Annotated in this window: 24 protein-coding genes and 1 pseudogene; all 25 read right to left on the bottom strand. The window is 59.6% G+C overall.

Annotated elements, in window-relative coordinates; genetic code table 11:
• Positions 1–34: 34 nt before the first annotated feature.
• Complete coding sequence (infA, locus tag ACRQ5J_RS03540) at positions 35–253, bottom strand: translation initiation factor IF-1 (RefSeq protein ID WP_005663428.1); 219 nt, start codon at positions 251–253, stop codon at positions 35–37.
• Positions 254–273: 20 nt separating this feature from the next.
• Positions 274–1,608 carry a preprotein translocase subunit SecY gene (gene secY / locus ACRQ5J_RS03535; protein ID WP_432381152.1) on the bottom strand — a complete coding sequence of 445 codons (1,335 nt, stop codon included), beginning with the start codon at positions 1,606–1,608 and terminating at the stop codon, positions 274–276.
• A 30-nt stretch (positions 1,609–1,638) separates the two neighbouring features.
• Positions 1,639–2,070 (bottom strand): 50S ribosomal protein L15, encoded by a 432-nt coding sequence (rplO, locus tag ACRQ5J_RS03530; protein WP_432381151.1) that lies wholly within the window; start codon positions 2,068–2,070, stop codon positions 1,639–1,641.
• A 25-nt stretch (positions 2,071–2,095) separates the two neighbouring features.
• The gene (gene rpmD, locus ACRQ5J_RS03525) at positions 2,096–2,278 is read right to left on the bottom strand and encodes a 50S ribosomal protein L30 (protein ID WP_090192459.1); all 183 of its coding nucleotides are present in this window, start codon (positions 2,276–2,278) and stop codon (positions 2,096–2,098) included.
• Between the two features lie 10 nt (positions 2,279–2,288).
• Positions 2,289–2,807, bottom strand: a complete 519-nt coding sequence (rpsE, locus tag ACRQ5J_RS03520) for a 30S ribosomal protein S5 (protein ID WP_432381150.1) — start codon at positions 2,805–2,807, stop codon at positions 2,289–2,291.
• A 9-nt stretch (positions 2,808–2,816) separates the two neighbouring features.
• Positions 2,817–3,158, bottom strand: coding sequence for a 50S ribosomal protein L18 (rplR, locus tag ACRQ5J_RS03515; protein ID WP_432383575.1), 342 nt, complete (start codon positions 3,156–3,158; stop codon positions 2,817–2,819).
• A 33-nt stretch (positions 3,159–3,191) separates the two neighbouring features.
• Positions 3,192–3,725 carry a 50S ribosomal protein L6 gene (gene rplF, locus ACRQ5J_RS03510; protein WP_161077546.1) on the bottom strand — a complete coding sequence of 178 codons (534 nt, stop codon included), beginning with the start codon at positions 3,723–3,725 and terminating at the stop codon, positions 3,192–3,194.
• Positions 3,726–3,735: 10 nt separating this feature from the next.
• Positions 3,736–4,131, bottom strand: coding sequence for a 30S ribosomal protein S8 (gene rpsH / locus ACRQ5J_RS03505; protein ID WP_432381149.1), 396 nt, complete (start codon positions 4,129–4,131; stop codon positions 3,736–3,738).
• 13 nt (positions 4,132–4,144) lie between these two features.
• Complete coding sequence (gene rpsN / locus ACRQ5J_RS03500) at positions 4,145–4,450, bottom strand: 30S ribosomal protein S14 (protein WP_218307160.1); 306 nt, start codon at positions 4,448–4,450, stop codon at positions 4,145–4,147.
• 6 nt (positions 4,451–4,456) lie between these two features.
• The gene (gene rplE / locus ACRQ5J_RS03495) at positions 4,457–4,996 is read right to left on the bottom strand and encodes a 50S ribosomal protein L5 (protein WP_072786817.1); all 540 of its coding nucleotides are present in this window, start codon (positions 4,994–4,996) and stop codon (positions 4,457–4,459) included.
• A gap of 6 nt (positions 4,997–5,002) precedes the next feature.
• Complete coding sequence (gene rplX, locus ACRQ5J_RS03490) at positions 5,003–5,317, bottom strand: 50S ribosomal protein L24 (protein ID WP_092280168.1); 315 nt, start codon at positions 5,315–5,317, stop codon at positions 5,003–5,005.
• 10 nt (positions 5,318–5,327) lie between these two features.
• The gene (gene rplN / locus ACRQ5J_RS03485) at positions 5,328–5,696 is read right to left on the bottom strand and encodes a 50S ribosomal protein L14 (RefSeq protein WP_050409761.1); all 369 of its coding nucleotides are present in this window, start codon (positions 5,694–5,696) and stop codon (positions 5,328–5,330) included.
• A gap of 278 nt (positions 5,697–5,974) precedes the next feature.
• The gene (gene rpsQ / locus ACRQ5J_RS03480; RefSeq protein WP_231767623.1) at positions 5,975–6,241 is read right to left on the bottom strand and encodes a 30S ribosomal protein S17; all 267 of its coding nucleotides are present in this window, start codon (positions 6,239–6,241) and stop codon (positions 5,975–5,977) included.
• The gene (gene rpmC, locus ACRQ5J_RS03475; RefSeq protein WP_090192442.1) at positions 6,238–6,429 is read right to left on the bottom strand and encodes a 50S ribosomal protein L29; all 192 of its coding nucleotides are present in this window, start codon (positions 6,427–6,429) and stop codon (positions 6,238–6,240) included. The genes rpsQ and rpmC overlap by 4 nt, the downstream gene beginning before the upstream one ends.
• A gap of 12 nt (positions 6,430–6,441) precedes the next feature.
• Positions 6,442–6,861, bottom strand: coding sequence for a 50S ribosomal protein L16 (gene rplP, locus ACRQ5J_RS03470; protein ID WP_092280172.1), 420 nt, complete (start codon positions 6,859–6,861; stop codon positions 6,442–6,444).
• Between the two features lie 2 nt (positions 6,862–6,863).
• On the bottom strand, positions 6,864–7,643 hold the full coding sequence (gene rpsC, locus ACRQ5J_RS03465; RefSeq protein ID WP_432381148.1) for a 30S ribosomal protein S3: 780 nt from the start codon (positions 7,641–7,643) through the stop codon (positions 6,864–6,866).
• Between the two features lie 9 nt (positions 7,644–7,652).
• Complete coding sequence (gene rplV, locus ACRQ5J_RS03460; protein ID WP_174864456.1) at positions 7,653–7,985, bottom strand: 50S ribosomal protein L22; 333 nt, start codon at positions 7,983–7,985, stop codon at positions 7,653–7,655.
• A complete protein-coding gene (gene rpsS / locus ACRQ5J_RS03455) occupies positions 7,982–8,257 on the bottom strand; it encodes a 30S ribosomal protein S19 (protein ID WP_155436392.1) in 276 nt (91 codons plus the stop codon). Before rpsS ends, rplV begins: the two co-directional genes overlap by 4 nt.
• A 9-nt stretch (positions 8,258–8,266) precedes the next feature.
• Positions 8,267–9,095, bottom strand: a pseudogene (rplB, locus tag ACRQ5J_RS03450) (50S ribosomal protein L2).
• Positions 9,095–9,409: a 50S ribosomal protein L23 gene (gene rplW / locus ACRQ5J_RS03445; protein WP_072786811.1), complete on the bottom strand. Its 315-nt coding sequence runs from the start codon at positions 9,407–9,409 to the stop codon at positions 9,095–9,097. Before rplW ends, rplB begins: the two are co-directional and overlap by 1 nt.
• Positions 9,406–10,026 (bottom strand): 50S ribosomal protein L4, encoded by a 621-nt coding sequence (gene rplD, locus ACRQ5J_RS03440; protein WP_135205165.1) that lies wholly within the window; start codon positions 10,024–10,026, stop codon positions 9,406–9,408. The genes rplW and rplD overlap by 4 nt, the downstream gene beginning before the upstream one ends.
• A gap of 3 nt (positions 10,027–10,029) precedes the next feature.
• On the bottom strand, positions 10,030–10,686 hold the full coding sequence (gene rplC, locus ACRQ5J_RS03435) for a 50S ribosomal protein L3 (RefSeq protein WP_176645915.1): 657 nt from the start codon (positions 10,684–10,686) through the stop codon (positions 10,030–10,032).
• A gap of 314 nt (positions 10,687–11,000) precedes the next feature.
• Entirely contained in the window at positions 11,001–13,793 is a 2,793-nt protein-coding gene (locus ACRQ5J_RS03430) for a TonB-dependent receptor plug domain-containing protein (protein ID WP_432381147.1), read from the bottom strand.
• A 300-nt stretch (positions 13,794–14,093) separates the two neighbouring features.
• The gene (locus ACRQ5J_RS03425) at positions 14,094–15,119 is read right to left on the bottom strand and encodes a cupin-like domain-containing protein (protein WP_432381146.1); all 1,026 of its coding nucleotides are present in this window, start codon (positions 15,117–15,119) and stop codon (positions 14,094–14,096) included.
• A gap of 134 nt (positions 15,120–15,253) precedes the next feature.
• Positions 15,254–18,238 carry a TonB-dependent receptor gene (locus tag ACRQ5J_RS03420; RefSeq protein WP_432381145.1) on the bottom strand — a complete coding sequence of 995 codons (2,985 nt, stop codon included), beginning with the start codon at positions 18,236–18,238 and terminating at the stop codon, positions 15,254–15,256.
• Positions 18,239–18,351 lie beyond the last annotated feature (113 nt).

Here is an 18,351-nt window from a genome sequence, read left to right as displayed (position 1 = left end):
TATGAACTCTCTTCTAAGGTTCGATTATCTAAATTTACTTGGTCCGGAACACGATGCGGGCGCGGGACAGGTCGTAAGGTGTCAGTTCGACCGTCACCTTATCGCCAGGCAGGATGCGGATATAGTTCATCCGCATTTTACCTGAAATATGCCCGAGCACCACGTGCCCGTTTTCCAGCTTTACTCGAAATGTTGCATTAGGGAGATTTTCCAGGATCTCGCCCTGCATCTGTATGACGTCGTCTTTTGCCATTCGGTGTATTGAAACCGCGCTTATCGCGTCGGAATTCCGCCTTTGAAGTTTGCTTTGCGCAGCAGCGATTCATATTGCTGCGACATCACGTAGTTTTGTACTTGGGCCATGAAGTCCATGGTCACAACCACAATAATCAACAGAGAAGTACCACCAAAATAGAACGGTACCTTCCACTCGGCTTGCATGAATTCCGGCAACAAACACACCAGAGTGATGTAGATGGCGCCAGCCAGTGTCAATCGGGTCAGAATCTTGTCGATGTAACGGGCAGTCTGCTCACCGGGACGAATCCCTGGCACAAAGGCCCCGCTCTTCTTCAAGTTATCCGCTGTTTCCTTGCTGTTGAAGACCAGCGCTGTATAGAAGAAACAGAAAAACACGATCGCAATGGCGTACAACAGTGCGTGGATGGGCTCGCCTGGCCCCATCGATGCAGCCAAATCTTTCAGGAACCGGACGACCGGGTTGGCCGTGTCGGCGCCCGTCGTGAACCAGCCCACGATCGTTGCCGGGAACAAGATAATCGACGAAGCGAAGATCGGTGGGATCACGCCGGCCATGTTCAACTTCAATGGCAGGTGCGACGTTTGTCCACCGTAAATCTTGTTACCCACCTGGCGTTTCGCATAGTTGACCAGAATCTTGCGTTGGCCACGTTCCACGAATACCACCAGGAACGTTACCGCCACCACCAGGATCATGATGATGATCGCCGACAGCGCGCCCATCTGACCGGTCGACACCGACTGGCCGAGGCCACCCAGCGCGCCCGGCAAGCCGGCCACGATACCTGCGAAGATGATGATCGAGATGCCGTTACCGAGACCGCGCTCGGTAATCTGCTCGCCCAACCACATCACGAACATGGTGCCGGTCAACAGCGTAACGACCGTCACGAAACGGAAGGCAATGCCTGGATCCAGCACCAGACCTTGCTGCGACTCCAGCGCGACGGCAATGCCGAACGCCTGGAACAGCGCCAGCACCACCGTGAAATAACGGGTGTACTGGGTGATCTTGCGGCGGCCTGCTTCGCCCTCTTTTTTCAGCGCTTCCATCTGCGGCGAGACGATCGACACCAGTTGCATGATGATCGAGGCCGAGATGTAAGGCGTGATGCCGAGCGCAAAGACCGTAAAGCGCGAGAGCGCGCCACCGCTGAACATGTTCAACATGCCCAGGATGCCGCCCTCTTGCGACTTGAACAGCTCTGCCAATCGTACCGGATCGATCCCGGGAACCGGGATGTGAGCGCCGATACGATAAACCACCAATGCGCCAAGCAGGAACCAGAGCCGGCCCCAGGGGAAACCAGCTGCTGCACTTTTTGCCAATTGTGGATTAGTCGCCAATTTTCGCTCCGATCAGCTGTGTGCGGGGGCTCAGGCTACCGAGCCGCCGGCTGCTTCGATGGCGGCTTTCGCGCCAGCGGTCACTTTCAGGCCTTTGAGGTTCACCGCTTTGGTGATCTCGCCGGACAGAATGACGCGCACGTCGCGTGCCAGCACGCTCAGTACGCCAGCTTGTTTCAGCACCAGGATGTCGACTTCGCCCACAGCCAGGTTGTTCAGGTCGGACAGACGCACTTCAGCTTTGAAGGTGGCGTTGAGCGACTTGAAACCGCGCTTAGGCAGACGACGTTGCAGAGGCATCTGACCGCCTTCGAAGCCGACTTTGTGGAAGCCGCCCGAACGCGATTTTTGACCCTTGTGGCCGCGGCCCGCGGTTTTACCCAGGCCGGAGCCGATACCGCGGCCGACGCGACGCTTGTAGTGCTTGGCGCCTTCGGCTGGTTGAATGGTATTCAGTTCCATGATTTCTCCGTGAGTAAGCCGGGGCTTACGCAACTACTTTAACGAGATACGACACTTTGTTGATCATGCCGCGTACCGATGGGGTGTCCTGCAGCTCGGCAACCGAGTTGACACGACGCAGGCCCAGGCCGCGCACGGTGGCGCGGTGGTCTTGACGGGTGCCGATCAGGCCCTTCACCAGTTGTACTTTGACGGTTTTCGTAGTCATGTCGTTCACCTTAACCCAGGATCTCTTCGACCGACTTGCCGCGCTTGGCAGCGATGTCAGCCGGAGTGTGCAGTTTGGCCAGGCCGTCCAGCGTGGCGCGAACCAGGTTGTACGGGTTGCTCGAACCGGTCGATTTGGCGACCACGTCGGTCACGCCCATCACTTCGAAGATCGCGCGCATCGCGCCGCCAGCGATGACGCCGGTACCTGGTTTAGCAGGCGACATCATCACTTTCGAGGCGCCGTGGCGACCCATCACGGTGTGGTGCAGGGTGCCGTTTTTCAGCGGTACCTTGATCAGGTTGCGGCGGGCTTCTTCCATTGCCTTCTGCACACCAACCGGTACCTCTTTCGACTTGCCCTTGCCCATGCCGATGCGGCCATCGCCGTCACCAACCACGGTCAGCGCCGCGAAGCCCATGATACGACCACCCTTGACCACTTTGGTCACGCGGTTGATCGCGATCATTTTTTCGCGCATGCCGTCGTCCGGCTTGTCGCTTGCCATTTTTGCTTGCATTTTTGCCATGATCGTTCCTTAGAACTTCAGACCGGCTTCACGCGCGGCTTCTGCCAGCGCCTTCACACGGCCGTGATAACGGAAACCGGAACGGTCGAAGGCGACTTCGGTGATACCGGCTTTGAGTGCTTTTTCTGCTACGCGCTTGCCGACCAGTGCGGCGGCAGCGGCGTTGCCACCCTTGCCCGATTTGCCTGCCAGTTCAGCGCGTACTTCCGCTTCCAGGGTCGAGGCCGAAACCAGTACTTTGGCTTCCGGGCTGATCAGGTTCGCGTAGATGTGCAGGTTAGTGCGGTGCACCGACAGGCGGTTCACTTTCAGTTGCGCGATCTTGATACGGGTTTGACGTCCGCGGCGCAGACGAGATTCTTTTTATCCATCGTCAGCCCCTAATTACTTCTTCTTGGTTTCTTTGATCTTAACCACTTCGTCCGAATAACGGACGCCCTTGCCTTTGTAAGGCTCCGGAGCGCGGTAAGCACGAACTTCTGCAGCAACCTGACCCACCTTTTGACGATCGATGCCTTTGATGACGATCTCGGTCGGGGTGGCGGTGGTCACGGTCACGCCTTCTGGCATGGCGTGCACGACCGGGTGCGAGAAACCCAGCGACAGGTTCAGCTTGTCGCCCTGGGCCTGGGCTTTGTAGCCCACGCCAACCAGGTTCAGCTTTTTCTCGAAGCCCTTGGTCACACCGTTCACCATGTTGTTGACCAGCGCGCGCAGCGTGCCGGACATGGCGTTGGCTTCGCGGCTGTCGTTGGACGGCTCAAAGCTCAGGGTACCAGCGTTGTTTTCTACTTTAACCAGGCCGTTCAGGCTCTGGGTCAGGACGCCCAGCGGGCCCTTGACGGTGATCGCTTGTGCGGAGATGGCGACATCAGCGCCAGCTGGCACAGCGATAGGCATTTTAGCTACTCGGGACATGTCTTACTCCTTAGGCCACGTAGCAAATCACTTCGCCGCCGACACCGGTAGCGCGTGCTTTGCGGTCGGTCATCACGCCTTGTGGGGTCGATACAATCGCCACACCCAGACCATTCATGACCGAAGGGATTTCGTCTTTGCCTTTGTACACGCGCAGACCTGGACGCGACACGCGCTCCAGACGCTCGATGACAGGACGGCCTACGTAGTACTTCAAACCGATTTTCAGTTCCGACTTGCCGCCATCTTCAGCGACTGCGAAATCTTCAATGTAACCCTCGTCCTTGAGGACGTTGGCAATCGCTACTTTAACTTTCGACGATGGCATGGCCACGGTCGCTTTTTGCACGCCTTGGGCGTTGCGAATGCGGGTCAGCATATCGGCGATAGGATCGCTCATACTCATGCTTGTTCTCCTATTACCAGCTAGCTTTAGTCATACCCGGGATTTCACCACGCATGGCGAATTCACGGAGCTTGATACGGCCCAGACCGAATTTACGGAAGGTGCCGCGTGGACGACCGGTGACGGCGCAGCGGTTGCGCTGGCGGGTCGGCGCCGAGTTACGTGGCAGCGCTTGCAGTTTCAGGCGCGCTTCGTAACGTTCTTCTTCCGACTTCGACTGGTCATCAATGATGGCCTTCAGCGAGGCGCGTTTGGCGGCGAATTTATTCGCCAGGGCCACGCGCTTCAGCTCACGGTTAATCAGTGCGAGTTTTGCCATGATCTCTTAGTTCCTGAACGGGAATTTAAAGGCGGCGAGCAGAGCTTTCGCTTCGTCGTCGGTCTTAGCGGTGGTGGTGATCGAAATATTCATACCACGCAGCGCATCGATCTTGTCGTACTCGATCTCAGGGAAGATGATCTGCTCTTTCACACCGATGTTGTAGTTGCCACGGCCGTCGAAGGCCTTGCCGTTCACACCACGGAAGTCACGCACGCGCGGCAGGGCCACGGTGATGAAACGGTCGAGGAACTCGTACATGCGCGCGCCGCGCAGGGTCACCATGGTGCCGATCGGATAGCCTTCGCGGATCTTGAAACCGGCGATTGCTTTACGGGCCTTGGTGGTCACTGGCTTCTGGCCGGCGATCTTGGTCAGGTCGCCAACAGCGTGCTCGAGCACTTTCTTGTCGGCGATGGCCTCACCCACACCCATGTTCAGGGTGATCTTGGTCAGACGCGGAACTTCCATCACCGACTTGTAGCCGAATTTCTCGGTCAGGTCAGCAACGACTTTTTCTTTATAGAATTCTTGGAGACGTGCCATGATTTCTTAAGCCTTCACTACTTCGCCGGACGATTTGAAGACGCGGACTTTTTTGCCATCCACTTCTTTGAAACCAACACGGTCTGCCTTGCCAGTCGCAGCGTTGAACAACGCCACGTTGGACACGTGAATCGGCATAGTCTTGTCGACGATACCACCTTGAACGCCAGTCATTGGGTTCGGCTTGGTCGCTTTTTTCGCGACGTTGACGCCTTCAACCACAACGTGTTCTGCGTCTACGCGACGCGAAACGACACCGCGTTTGCCCTTGTCTTTACCGGCCAGAACGATGACTTCGTCGTTTTTACGAATCTTATCCATTGCTGACTCCTTACAGTACTTCAGGTGCCAGGGACACGATCTTCATGAACTTCTCAGTGCGCAGCTCGCGCGTCACTGGTCCAAAGATACGCGTACCGATCGGTTCCAGCTTGGCGTTCAGCAGCACGGCGGCGTTGCCGTCGAACTTCACCAGGGAACCGTCTTGGCGGCGAACACCTTTAGCGGTGCGCACTACCACGGCGTTATAAATTTCACCTTTTTTGACACGGCCACGTGGCTGAGCAACCTTGACGGTTACTTTGATCACATCGCCAATGCCAGCATAACGGCGCTTGGAACCGCCCAACACCTTGATGCACATGACTTCCTTGGCACCGGTGTTGTCGGCTACTTCGAGCCGGCTTTCAGTTTGAATCATAATATTCTCTTTCCCAACTTAAGCCGAAGAATCCACACAATGCGGACCTAACGGTCAGTCTTGGTCCCGCCAGAAGAGCCTGCTGGCCCCGCTGCTTGGGTGCTTGACCTTCGAACTGCTACTGACCGCACGGTTCAGCGTCTGTGGCCAGACACTTTGCGGCGTTACATGAACGAAGCCCACGAGTATTACATACAACTCGCGGGCTTGCAAGAACTAATTGAAAAACGCCGCCCGGCGCCACACTTGCGTGCGGCCCCAGGCGGACATCGCTTCAATTAAACGATTTGTGCGGCTTGCACCACACGGGTCACGGTCCATGCCTTCGTTTTGGAGATCGGGCGACCTTCGGCGATTTCCACCGTATCACCGGCTTTCACCTGGTTGGTCTCGTCGTGGGCGTGGTACTTGGCCGAACGAACGATGATCTTGCCATACAGAGGGTGCTTCACGTGACGTTCGATCAGAACGGTAACGGTTTTGTCCATCTTGTCGGACACAACTTTACCGATCAGCGTGCGCTTCAGCTTTACTTGCTCGGTCATTTTGCTTCCTTCGTGTTCAATACCGTTTTTACGCGTGCGATATCGCGACGTACCTTCTTGAGCTGCGAGGTGTTGCTCAGCTGTTGCGTAGCGATTTGCATACGCAGGCCGAATTGTGCCTTCAGCAGGTCATTCAGCTCTTTCTGCAGAGCTACCTGGTCTTTGCCGCGGAGTTCAGATGCTTTCATAATTCACTCCTGTTATTGACCAACTTGACGGACCACGAAGGTGGTCGCCAGTGGCAGTTTGGCAGCGGCCAGGCGGAATGCTTCGCGCGCCAGTTCTTCGCCTACGCCGTCCATCTCGTACAGGACTTTGCCTGGGCGGATTTCAGCGACGTAGTATTCCGGATTACCCTTACCGTTACCCATACGGACTTCGGCAGGCTTGTTCGAAATCGGCTTGTCCGGGAAGACGCGGATCCAGATACGGCCGCCACGTTTGATGTGACGGGTCATGGCGCGACGTGCTGCCTCGATTTGGCGTGCCGTGATACGACCACGGGCAACTGCCTTCAGACCGAATTCGCCGAACGACACGTTGGTGCCGGCGGTGTGCGAAATGCCGGTGTTACGGCCTTTCTGCTCTTTACGATACTTTCTGCGTGCTGGTTGCAGCATGATTATTCTCCTGCTTTCTCGGCTGGCTTAGCAGCGCGGCGGGCGCCACCGGCACCAGCCGGGCGTGGACGGCCAGCTGGCTTGCCGTCTTCACGACGTGGGCCACGTGGCTTTTTCTCGTCTGGCGGGGTATCGATCACCGGGGCTTCGCCGGTCGGCGAGCGGTCACCCTTGTAGACCCACACCTTGACGCCGATGATGCCGTAGGTGGTCGAAGCTTCCGAGGTGCCGTAGTCGATGTCAGCGCGCAGCGTGTGCAGTGGCACACGGCCTTCGCGATACCATTCGGTACGGGCGATCTCGATGCCGTTCAGACGACCGGACGACATGATCTTGATGCCCAGGGCGCCCAGACGCATGGCGTTCTGCATCGCGCGTTTCATGGCGCGGCGGAACATGATGCGCTTTTCCAGCTGTTGCGCGATCGAGTCGGCGATCAGCTGCGAATCGATCTCTGGCTTGCGGATCTCTTCGATGTTGACGTGCACCGGCACACCCATGATCTTGGTCAGCGCCGACTTCAGTACTTCGATGTCTTCGCCTTTTTTACCAATGACCACGCCTGGACGCGAGCTGTAGATGGTGAAACGCGCGTTCTTGGCTGGACGCTCGATGACGATGCGGCCGACCGAAGCGTTCTTCAGCTTAGCTTTCAGGAAGGTACGTGCTTTCAGGTCTTCGTTCAGCATGGTGGCAAAGTTACCATTGCCAGCGTACCAACGCGAAGCCCAGTTACGGGTTACCGCCAGGCGGAAACCAGTTGGATGAATTTTCTGACCCATCGTGGCTCCTTAGTTGCCGACGGTCACATAAATGTGACACGATTGTTTCGAGATACGATCGCCGCGACCTTTTGCACGCGCGGTGAAGCGCTTCAGGATCGGGCCCTTTTCGACGTAGATCGTTTTCACGAACAGTTCGTCGATATCGGCGCCATCGTTGTGCTCGGCGTTGGCGATGGCCGACTCCAGCACTTTCTTGATGATGGTGGCGCCTTTTTTCGGGCTGAACTGCAGAATGTTGAGTGCAGCGTCAACTTTCTTGCCACGGATCAGGTCAGCAACCAGGCGGCCCTTTTGGTCCGACAGGCGCACGCCTTTGAGGATAGCTTTGGTTTCCATTATTTCTTCGCCTTCTTGTCAGCGGCATGGCCTTTGAACGTGCGGGTCAGCGCGAATTCGCCGAGCTTGTGACCTACCATGTTCTCGGAAACGTACACAGGCACGTGCAGCTTGCCGTTGTGAACAGCGATCGTCAGGCCGATGAAGTCAGGCATGATGGTCGAGCGACGGGACCAGGTTTTGATTGGCTTTTTGTCTTTGGACGCTTGTGCGGCTTCGACTTTTTTCACCAGGTGGGCGTCACAGAACGGCCCTTTTTTCAATGAACGAGTCATGATTTATCCTTATTTCTTGCCGCGGCGCGAGACGATCATCGAAGAAGTGCGCTTGTTGCTGCGCGTCTTCTTACCCTTGGTCTGCTGGCCCCATGGCGACACTGGGTGACGACCAGCGGCGGTACGGCCCTCACCACCACCGTGCGGGTGGTCGATCGGGTTCATGACCACACCGCGCACGGTAGGACGGACACCGCGCCAGCGCATGGCACCGGCTTTACCGATCTTGCGCAGGCTGTGTTCGGCGTTGCCGACTTCACCGACGGTGGCGCGGCACTCGATGTGCACGCGGCGCACTTCACCGGAGCGCAGGCGAACCTGGGCGTAGGTGCCTTCACGGGCCATCAGCACCACGCCGGCGCCGGCGGTACGGGCCATCTGGGCACCCTTACCGGCAGCATTTCGACGCAGTTCATGATGGTGCCGACCGGGATGTTGCGGATCGGCAGGCAGTTGCCCGACTTGATCGGCGCTTCCGAACCGGTCAGGATGGTGTCGCCCACAGCCATGCCCTTGGTGGCGATGATGTAGGTACGGGCGCCATCGGCGTAGCACAGCAGCGCGATGTGCGCGGTGCGGTTAGGATCGTATTCGATACGTTCCACTTTCGCCGGGATGCCGTCCTTGCTGTTACGCTTGAAGTCGATCACGCGGTAGTGCTGCTTGTGACCACCACCGATGTGGCGGGTGGTGATGTGGCCGTTGTTGTTACGGCCAGCAGTTTTCGATTTTTCTCAACCAGGGCGGCGAACGGACGGCCTTTGAACAGGTCCGAGTTCACCACCTTCACCATGCCGCGACGGCCTGGGGAGGTTGGCTTCATCTTAACGAGTGCCATTATTTAGCCTCCTCGGTGAAATTGATTTCCTGGCCTGGCTTCAGGCACACGAAAGCACGCTTGGTGTGGTTGCGGCGGCCGATGTGGGCGCCCGAACGCTTTTGCTTGCCTTCGCGGTTGACGGTTTGCACCGATTCCACTTGGACTTTGAACAGCAGTTCAACGGCAGCCTTGATTTCCGGCTTGGTCGCGTCGGTGGTAACACGGAACACGATCTGCTCGTTCTTTTCCGCGACCAGGGTGGCCTTCTCGGAAATCACTGGCGCTACCAGCACTTTCAGCAGGCGTTCTTCGCTAAATTTCAATGCGCTCATGCCAGCATCTCCTCAATCTTCGCCAGCGCAGCCTTGGTCACCAGGATCTTCTTGTAGAAGACCAGCGACATTGGATCGGCGTGACGTGGCTCGACAACCAGCACGTTCGGCAGGTTGCGGGAAGCCAGTTCCAGGTTTTCGTTGGCGGTATCGGTGATGATCAGGACCGAGTCAAAGCCCATGCCGGTCAGCTTTTGCGACAGCAGCTTGGTTTTTGGTGCTTCGATCGACAGATCTTCGATGACGACCAGACGGTCTTCGCGGGCCAGCTGCGACAGGATCGAGCAAACGCCAGCGCGGTACATCTTCTTGTTCACTTTGTGGGTGAAGTTCTCGTCAGGCGAGTTCGGGAAGATGCGACCACCGCCGCGCCACAGTGGCGACGACGACATACCAGCACGGGCGCGGCCGGTGCCTTTTTGGCGCCATGGCTTCTTGGTCGTGTGGTGGACTTCTTCACGGTCTTTTTGCTTGCGGTTGCCGCTGCGTGCATTGGCTTGGTAAGCAACGACGATCTGGTGGATCAGCGCTTCGTTGTAGTCACGGCCGAAGACGGTATCGGCGGCGGCAACGTTAGAGGCGGCTTGACCTTGAGCGTTCAAGAGCTTGAGTTCCATCGTTTAAGCTCCCTTCTTTGCTTTAACTTTGACAGCCGGCGAAACCACTACCTGGCCATTTTTGGCGCCAGGGATCGCACCCTTGACCAGCAGCAGCTGGCGTTCGGCGTCGATACGGGCGATTTCGAGGTTCTGCACGGTCGTGGTGACGTCACCCATGTGACCGGTCATGCGCTTACCAGGGAACACGCGGCCTGGATCTTGCGCCATACCGATCGAACCTGGCACGTTGTGCGAACGCGAGTTACCGTGGGTCTGGCGACCCGAAGCAAAGTTGTGACGCTTGATGGTACCGGCGTAGCCTTTACCGATCGACACGCCTTGCACGTCGACTTTCTGACCTACTTCGAACAGCGAAACGGCGACAACTTCGCCAGCTTTCAGTTCGGCGGCTTTAGCAGCGTCAACGCGGAACTCTTTCAGCAGAGTACCAGCTTCAACACCGGCTTTAGCGTGGTGACCAGCAACGGCTTTGGTCACGCGGGAAGCGCGACGTTGACCGAATGCGACCTGAACTGCGGTGTAGCCGTCAGTTTCAGGAGTTTTGATTTGCGCAACACGGTTGTTCGATACGTCAACAACGGTGACCGGGATCGAATCCCCGTCATCGGTGAAGATGCGCATCATGCCAACCTTGCGACCGAGGAGGCCAAGGCTCATTTTTTCTCCAATTCCCACCTACGATTGGGCGGGGATATGTTGAACTACAAAAATAGTACGGACCATAAAAAGACGGAATCCATACCGAAGCCGGCTAGTGTATCTTGATTTAGGGGTTGACGCAACAACTTAGTACGAGGTATGTCAGTTTTTTGGCGCCCCTGTCGGGCGGGCTGGCCGAACTACGCGCAAAGCCAGGCGCCATGCGCCTTGCGCGGCCATCGCCGCCTGCCGGATCGACGCGCTACCGCCGCCCCGCGCGGGCAAAAAAGACCAGGCACGCGGCCTGGTCTTTCAGTCGGCTGACTACGCGATCAGAAGAACGAGTAGGAAGCGGTCAGGCCGATACGGCGGAACTGGTAGCCGCTGTCGGTGTAGCCCTGGCGCCATTGCACCGGCGCGTCCTGTTCGAACAGATTGTCGATGAACAGGCTCAGCTTGGTATTTTTGATACCGCTGTAGGTCAGGTTGTAGTCGACCGTGGTATTGCTGCCAACGTGGCCGCAGGTGTCCATATAGGCCGCCGCAACTTTGTTGGTAACGCAGTAGGTCGGCGCAGCTTCGTTATTGTTGCTGTAGCCGCTAGCGTAGTTCACCGTCATGCCGTGGTCAAAATTGCCATTCTTCAGGCTGGCGCGCAGCTTGGTTTTCAGGCGCGAACCCATGTCGTAGTTGCCGGCCATGTTGTCGCCGTAGGCGTTCTTGGTCAGGCTGTACTCCTGGTACTTCCACAGGTAGTTACCTTCCAGTTTCAGACGAACCTGGCCCAGATCGGTGTTGAAGCGGCCCGATGCGTCGAAGTCGAAGCCGGAAGCGCGGGTCTTGCCGGTATTGACGTAGGGGTTGTACAACAGGCCGATCGCGCCGACGCCGCCGAAGTTGACGGTGTTGCCCGGTGCGTACTTGTTGACCAGCGCCAGGAACTGGTTGTCCGAGATGGTGTTGTCGATACGAATCAGGCGGCCTTCGGGCAGGCTGTCTTCACCGGCCAGCACATCCGCGATGTTGCGGGTGGTGATTTCGTTCTTGCGCTCGATGTGGAAGTAGTCCAGCGCCATGGTCCAGTTCTTGACTGGCTCGAACACGAAACCGGCGGTGATCGAACGCGAGGTTTCCGGCTTCAGGTCCTTGTTCGAGGCAACGAAGGTGGTCAGGCTGAAGTTGCAATCGGCGTTACGCAGCGTGTTGGCCTGGGTCTTGTCGACCGTCGTGGCGCCCGGGGCGTTCTGCACCAGGTTGTTCAGCGTGCTGGCGGTCGCGCAGCGGCGTGGATCGACGGTGTTGGAGGCGAACGAACCGCGGCCCAGACCGTTACCGGTTTCGACGATGTTCGGCGCGCGGAAGCCGCCCGACACGGTGGCGCGCAGCAGCAGACTGTCGCTGGCGTTGATGCGCAGGCCGGCTTTCGGGGAGTAGTGCACCTCGCTGTTGCTCGACTTGTCGGCGCGCAGCGCGGCGCTCAGCTCGACCCGCTTAACCACCGGAATGGTGGCTTCGGTGAACAGCGCGTAGTGGTCCATCTTGTCGTCAACCTGCAGGCCGGCAACGCCGACCAGCTCGCCGCGCAGCACATTGTCCGAGGCCGCCATCTGGTAGTGCTCACGACGGATATCGGTGCCGACCGCAACGCTCAGCGGGCCGGCCGGCAGTTGCATCACTTCGCCCGACACCACGGCGTTGAAGAAGGCGGTCTTCGATTCACCGACGGTGGCGCGGGTCGGGTACATCGATTCCAGCAGGGCCACGTCGTTTTGCTGGCCGAACTTGTAGGTGCCGTTGACGATGGCGTTGGTGTAACCGGCAGCGCTGGTGCCGCGGGTCGACTTGGTCGCCTTCGAGGTCATGTAGCCGCTCGACGATTTCCAGTCCCAGCCGGCGACGTCGCCTGCCAGGGTCAGCATCACCCGGGTCTGTTCGGACTCGGCGCGGTTGAAGTTGAAGCCGTTGCCGGTGTCCATCAAGCGGGCGCGGTACTCGACCGGCACGGAGAACGGGTTGTTCGGGTGGCCCACCGGCAGCTTCGGATAGTAGAACGGACCGACCATGTTGCCGTTGACCGCGTCGTACCACGTGTAGGGCGTGGTGGTCGAACCCAGCGCGAATGGCGACACGATGTAGTCGTTGCTGGCGCCCGAGTTGGTAATCTCGAAGTTGGCGTCGATCGCTTTGCCGATGCGGAAGTGGGTGTTGCTGGCGATGGCGTAACGCTTGGCGTCGGTCTGCAGGCCGGTGGTCGGCAGCAGGTCGTACTTGCACAGCTTGTCGCTAGGATCGATGGCGCCGGCCGGGCAGCCTGGTGCGGCGGTGATGTTGGTCGCGCTCTGGTAGTAGTTGCCGGTCGGCGAGTACGAGCTCAGCGCATCCCAGGTCGAACGGCCCGGGGTCAGGCGGTGCCAGTCCGGCACGTTGCTGCGCAGGTCGCCGGTCGAGAAACCGTCGGCCTTGTAGCCTTCGTAGGTCAGGTAGGTGTTGAAGCCGTTGGTGTCGATGTCACCCCAGCCGATGATGCCGGAGACGTTGCGGTTGCGCTGGTCCTTGAAGTTTTCCGACTCCTTGTAGTTAGCGCTGATCTTGGCGCCCACGAAGTCCTTCATCAGGATGATGTTGATCACGCCGGCGATCGCGTCCGAGCCGTAGATGGCCGAAGCGCCGTCTTTCAGGATTTCGATGCGCTCCACCGCTGCCGACGGAATCGCGTCGAGGTTGGTGAACGCCTGGCGGCCATTGTCCGACAGGCCGTATTGCGCCACGCGCTGGCCGTTGACCAGCACCAGCGTAGCAACCTTGCCCAGGCCGCGCATGCCGACGCTGGACGAACCGGTGGCGAAGCCGCCCGAACTGGCGGTCGCGGAGTTGCTGGAAATGCCGACCGCAGCCGACGAATTCAGAATGCCCAGCACGGTGGTCTCGCCGGTACGCGCGATATCGTCGCGGGTCAGTACCTGGACCGAGCCGGCCGCTTCAGTTTCGGTCCGCTTGATGCTGGAACCGGTGATTTCAACACGTTGGATCTTTGCTTCCGCAGCCGCTTCCTGGGCTACCGAATGTTGCGAAAATGCCAAACCCAGCGCCATAGCGATGGCGCTTTTCTTAATGGTGTGATTCAAAAGTGCTCCCTGAAGTGATTTCTCTTTGCGCTTCTTAGTGCAGCGGTTTCTTAACAACTGTCACTTTCTACGTCTAGGCCGCAATTTCGCACAATATTGCCAGCCTCACAAAGTAAAAATATGGATTTTTTATGGTCTTGGTAACTATCTGCCATATTTTTGTTGTTTTAATGTGAAAACGTGAACCGGGTTTTACACGACGACATTAGCAAAAGACCAAATATCATCAGGATCAGTGCACAGCACCGGCGCATAAAAAACCGCGCCTGCTGGCGCGGTTGCAGCGGGCCGGCAAGGCGGCTAACGGTTCAGACGGTTCAGCACCTGGGCGCGCAGCGCGCGGGCGCCGGCCGCGTCCAGCGGCGCCAGCACGCCGCGCGCGGCCGGCGGAATATGCGCAGCCTCGCTGCCGTCGCTGTCGAACACGTAGTGGCGGAACATTTCCTGCCACGCCGCGCGCTGCGCCGGCGGCAGCTCGCGCAGCGTCAGCAGCGCCTGCAGCAAGGTGTTGAACGGCGTGTCCATCCACGCCGGCGACTGCCGCCACCAGTAGTTGATCAGGATATTGAACGGTTCCAGCCCCTCCACCTGATGCCACCACATGCTGGGGATGAACAGCGCGTCGCCCGGCTCCAGCAGCGCCGTCTGCGCCTGCGCCAGCGCCTCGGCATAGCGCGGGAAGCGCGCCAGGTCCGGCGCCTGCGGATCGACCAGGCTGACCGACTGCCCGGCCGGCGTGAAGTCCAGCGGCCCGATATACAGGTTTTTCAGCTGCTCCGGCGGGAACAGCGTGAAACGGCGGCGGCCGGCCGCCACGCAGGCCAGATTGTCCGGCAGGTCGTAATGGGCCGGCACGCAGGTGCGGTTGCCGATCCAGATGCTGGCCAGCGGATCGCGCGCGCCGAAGTTGAGATCGTTTTCGCCGCGCATGCCGGGCAGGCAGGTGTCGACGGTGGTCGAGCCGACGTACAGCGTCGGCGGTTGCGGATGGTCGAGATGGGCGCGCAGCGCGTCGAGCACCTGGTCGAACCGCACCATTTGCGCGCTGAAGTTGAAGCCGCTGAGGTCGTCGTTATAGAAAATCCTGCCGCCAGTCGCGGGCGGCGCCGACGTGGCCAGCACGGTGGCGTCGCGGTAGAAGCGGCGCAGGTAGGCGTCGGCCGCGTGCGCCGACTGGCGCGCCGCGCGCACCAGCGGCCAGTCGGCCACCAGGCCGCGCAACACCAGCGGCGTGGTCGCGGCCAGGATGTCGTCGGGCAGCGCCCGGCTGCCGTCGCCGCGCAGTTGCAGGCTGCGTTCGCAATCGATTTCGGCTATCTGTTGCACACTCGGCTTTCATGAAAAAGGCCGTCGCTCGCGCGACGGCCTGTGGTTACCTCCGTCGTTCCGGCCAGGCCGGAACCCATGGAACGCCGGAACAACTGCCCGGCATGGATTCCGGCCGGCGCCGGAAAAACCGCTTAGAACTTGTAGCGCGCGCCCAGCATATAACGCGGACCGCCCTGCGTCACATTCATGGTCGCCGCCTCGGTGCGGCCAAACTGACGCTGGGTGGAATTGGTCAGGTTGATCACCTCGGCTTGCAGGCTCAGGTTCTGGTTGACGTTGTAACCGATGCTGACGTCGGTTTGTCCATAGCTGTCAGTGTACACCGGCGAAGCGCGGCTGCCGCCGTCCACGGTCGAGGCCAGGAACTTGTCGCGCCAGTTGTAGGCCACGCGCACCGACCATTTGGCATCCTCGTAGATACCCACCAGGTTGGCCGAATTGCTCAGGCCCAGAATGGCGAACTGGTCGTTGGTGTTGGCGTTGTCATACTTGGTCGGCGAGCTGACCCAGGTGTAGTTGGCCTGGACGCCGAAGCCGCTGCGGCCGAACATGTGCTGCACGTTCAGCTCGGCGCCCTTGACGGTGGCCGACTTCTGGTTGGCGTACGAGGTCACCAGGAAGTTCATCAGCGGGTCGGTCGGCAGGCCGGTGATCTTGCCATCGAGGTTGCCGTCCGACTTGACGCCGAGGTACTCCACGCCCGGGCTGTTCCTGAAGTTGGTCAGGATGTAATTGCGCAGGCAGTTGGTATCGGCTGCCGAGCAGCCCGAGGCGATGGCGGCGTTGTAGTAGGCGCCGCCAATCGGGGTGTGCAAGCCGTACAGCGACTGCGGGGTGACCGTCTGGCCGGCGTAATTGTCCATCTTCTTGTGGAAGGCGGCCAACGACAACACGCTTTGCTGGTCGTAATACCATTCCCATGACAGGTCCAGGTTTTTCGATTTGACCGGCTTCAGTTCCGGATTGCCGATCGACGCCGTGCCGCCGGTGAACACATTGGCGATGGTGCCCAGCGTCAGACCGCCTTGCAGCTGGTCGTAACGCGGACGGCCGATGGTGACGCCGGCGCTGGCGCGTACCTTCATGTCCTTGCGCACGTCGACGTCCAGGTTCAGGCTAGGCAGCACGTTGTTGTAGCTGGACTCCTTGGTGGAGTATTCCTTGCCCGCGAAGACCAGCGGCAATTCGTTCTGCGACTCCCATTTCACCGCCGTGCCCGGCAGGATCTGCGCCACCGACGTGACCTTGGTACGCTCGAAGCGCAGGCCAACAGTCGAGCGGAACGGAATCGCCGTGTCCCAGTCCGTGCCGAACGACACGTAGGCCGAGGTCGACTTCTCCTGCAGCAGGCGGTCGGTGTCGGCGCTGGCGAAGTTCGGCAGGTAGCCGGCGGCGTTGCCGGTGGCCTTGGCGGTGATCTCGCGCAGCTTGGCGAAGTCGAAGCTGTACAGGTAAGGGTACAGTGCCGCCGAGTTATGGCCGCCGAATTCCTCGAAGTAGGAGCTCAGCGGGCTGGCCACAAAGATGCTAGCCGGGTAGTCCGACGGCTTGGTGGCGCCGCCCCAGGTGTTGTTCTGCACGTTGGAGTAGGTCGAACGGTTCTTCGAGTCGGTGTAGCTGACGCCGAAGTTCAGGTCGGACGCCTCCAGCAGCTTCAGGCTACCCTTGGCCTGCGCCTGGTTGACGGTGGCCTTCTGCCAGCTGTTGTGGAACCAAGAACCGGCAGCCTGGATCGGCTGGTTGACCAGGTCGGCCAGCGGCATGCTGACCACCGGCAGTTCGGTGCTGTAGTCCACCTTGGTGGTGCCGCGGCTGAAGCTGGCGTTGGACAGGTTGTTCTCGGTGCCGAACGGGCTGTCTGCGCCGGACTCGGCGGTCGAGTGGTGGGCGTCGAACTCCAGGCGCAGGTCCGGCGTGGCTTTCCACACGGTGTTGAAGCCGATCGACTGGTTCTTGGTCTTGGTGGCATAGTCGCCCCCCACTACCGAGATGTCCTGCGGGGTTTTGTAGACTTCCTGGTAGGTGATCGGCGACACCACGTGGCCGCTCGGCCAGCTGCTGGTCGAGGTCGGCGTCTGGCCGAACCACACGCTCAGCTCGTTACGCTTGGTCTGCACCTTGTTTTCCGAGTAAGTCACATCCAGCGTCGAGGTCAGCTCCTTGACCGGGCGGAACTGCAGCACCAGCTGGCCGTTGGTGCGCTGACGCTGGATGGCGTTGACGCCGTAGCCGAAGTTCTGCGGGATCTGGTAGAGGTCGTTCTGGCCCGGACGGTTGGTGATGTTCTGCGCGCCCGGCTGGCCAGGCTGCGGCAGCGTCGTGCCTTCGGTGGTGTCGGAGCCGCGGAACGGTCCCTGGTAGCCGTTAGCGCTACCAGCCTTGCTGAAGCCGGAATCGCGTTCCTGGTAGCTGGCGCTGATGGCGACACCGAAGCGGCCATCGGCGCTGGTGTTGCTGTAAATGCCGGAGATTTCAGGCGTGACCTTGCTGCCCTTGTGCATGTCCGGCACATTGTTGTTGGAGGTGTCGTGCACCGCCTTGGCGCCGATGCTGGCGCGCATGCCCGGGTTGTCCAGCGGACGCGCGGTCATGACGTTGATGGTGGCGCCAATGCCGCCGGTCGGGCTGTCGGCGCGGCCGGTCTTGTAGACCTGCAACTGCGAGATCGATTCCGACGCCAGGTTGGAGAAGTCGAACGAGCGGCCGGACAGGTCGCTCAGGTCGGTGGTCGGCATCTGGCGGCCGTTCAACAGCACCAGGTTGAAGTCCGGGCCGAGGCCGCGCACGGTGACCTTCTGCCCTTCGCCGTTGCTGCGGTCGATGGAAACGCCTGAAATCCTTTGCAACGATTCTGCCAGGTTGGTGTCGGGGAATTTACCGATATCGTCCGCCACAATGCCGTCGACGATGCCGTCGGCGTTGCGCTTCATGTTCATGGTCGACTGCAGGCTGGCGCGGATGCCGGTCACCACCACCGAAGGGCCGCTGGTCATGCTGTCGGTCGAATTGTTGCTGGTGGCGTCCTGCGCGTGGACGCTGCCGAACGTGGCGCAGGCACCCGCCACCGCCAGACTGATCAGGCGGCGCTGGCGCGGCGGCTTTGAAAACGTTTTCATAAAAGTACGCACTTCATCTCCTTATTTTGATTTATACCGGCGCTGCTCTGCCGGGCGTGATCCTACACAAACAACGGGCTGGTAGTTCTTGTTTTTTACCGGGGTGCCGCAGA

The sequence above is a fragment of the Duganella sp. P38 genome (genome assembly GCF_050859475.1).
Taxonomy (GTDB): Bacteria; Pseudomonadota; Gammaproteobacteria; order Burkholderiales; family Burkholderiaceae_D; genus Rugamonas.
The sequence above is the reverse complement of the archived record's forward strand: the minus strand, read 5'-3'. Positions and strand labels throughout refer to the sequence as shown.

Coding starts and splice junctions, on each gene's coding strand:
- infA (WP_005663428.1), bottom strand. CDS start 253: ATGGCAAAAGACGACGTCATACAGATGCAGGGCGAGATCCTGGAAAAT.
- rplO (WP_432381151.1), bottom strand. CDS start 2,070: ATGGAACTGAATACCATTCAACCAGCCGAAGGCGCCAAGCACTACAAG.
- rpmD (WP_090192459.1), bottom strand. CDS start 2,278: ATGACTACGAAAACCGTCAAAGTACAACTGGTGAAGGGCCTGATCGGC.
- rpsE (WP_432381150.1), bottom strand. CDS start 2,807: ATGGCAAAAATGCAAGCAAAAATGGCAAGCGACAAGCCGGACGACGGC.
- rplF (WP_161077546.1), bottom strand. CDS start 3,725: ATGTCCCGAGTAGCTAAAATGCCTATCGCTGTGCCAGCTGGCGCTGAT.
- rpsH (WP_432381149.1), bottom strand. CDS start 4,131: ATGAGTATGAGCGATCCTATCGCCGATATGCTGACCCGCATTCGCAAC.
- rpsN (WP_218307160.1), bottom strand. CDS start 4,450: ATGGCAAAACTCGCACTGATTAACCGTGAGCTGAAGCGCGTGGCCCTG.
- rplE (WP_072786817.1), bottom strand. CDS start 4,996: ATGGCACGTCTCCAAGAATTCTATAAAGAAAAAGTCGTTGCTGACCTG.
- rplX (WP_092280168.1), bottom strand. CDS start 5,317: ATGGATAAGATTCGTAAAAACGACGAAGTCATCGTTCTGGCCGGTAAA.
- rplN (WP_050409761.1), bottom strand. CDS start 5,696: ATGATTCAAACTGAAAGCCGGCTCGAAGTAGCCGACAACACCGGTGCC.
- rpsQ (WP_231767623.1), bottom strand. CDS start 6,241: ATGACCGAGCAAGTAAAGCTGAAGCGCACGCTGATCGGTAAAGTTGTG.
- rpmC (WP_090192442.1), bottom strand. CDS start 6,429: ATGAAAGCATCTGAACTCCGCGGCAAAGACCAGGTAGCTCTGCAGAAA.
- rplP (WP_092280172.1), bottom strand. CDS start 6,861: ATGCTGCAACCAGCACGCAGAAAGTATCGTAAAGAGCAGAAAGGCCGT.
- rpsC (WP_432381148.1), bottom strand. CDS start 7,643: ATGGGTCAGAAAATTCATCCAACTGGTTTCCGCCTGGCGGTAACCCGT.
- rpsS (WP_155436392.1), bottom strand. CDS start 8,257: ATGACTCGTTCATTGAAAAAAGGGCCGTTCTGTGACGCCCACCTGGTG.
- rplW (WP_072786811.1), bottom strand. CDS start 9,409: ATGAGCGCATTGAAATTTAGCGAAGAACGCCTGCTGAAAGTGCTGGTA.
- rplD (WP_135205165.1), bottom strand. CDS start 10,026: ATGGAACTCAAGCTCTTGAACGCTCAAGGTCAAGCCGCCTCTAACGTT.
- rplC (WP_176645915.1), bottom strand. CDS start 10,686: ATGAGCCTTGGCCTCCTCGGTCGCAAGGTTGGCATGATGCGCATCTTC.
- ACRQ5J_RS03420 (WP_432381145.1), bottom strand. CDS start 18,238: ATGAAAACGTTTTCAAAGCCGCCGCGCCAGCGCCGCCTGATCAGTCTG.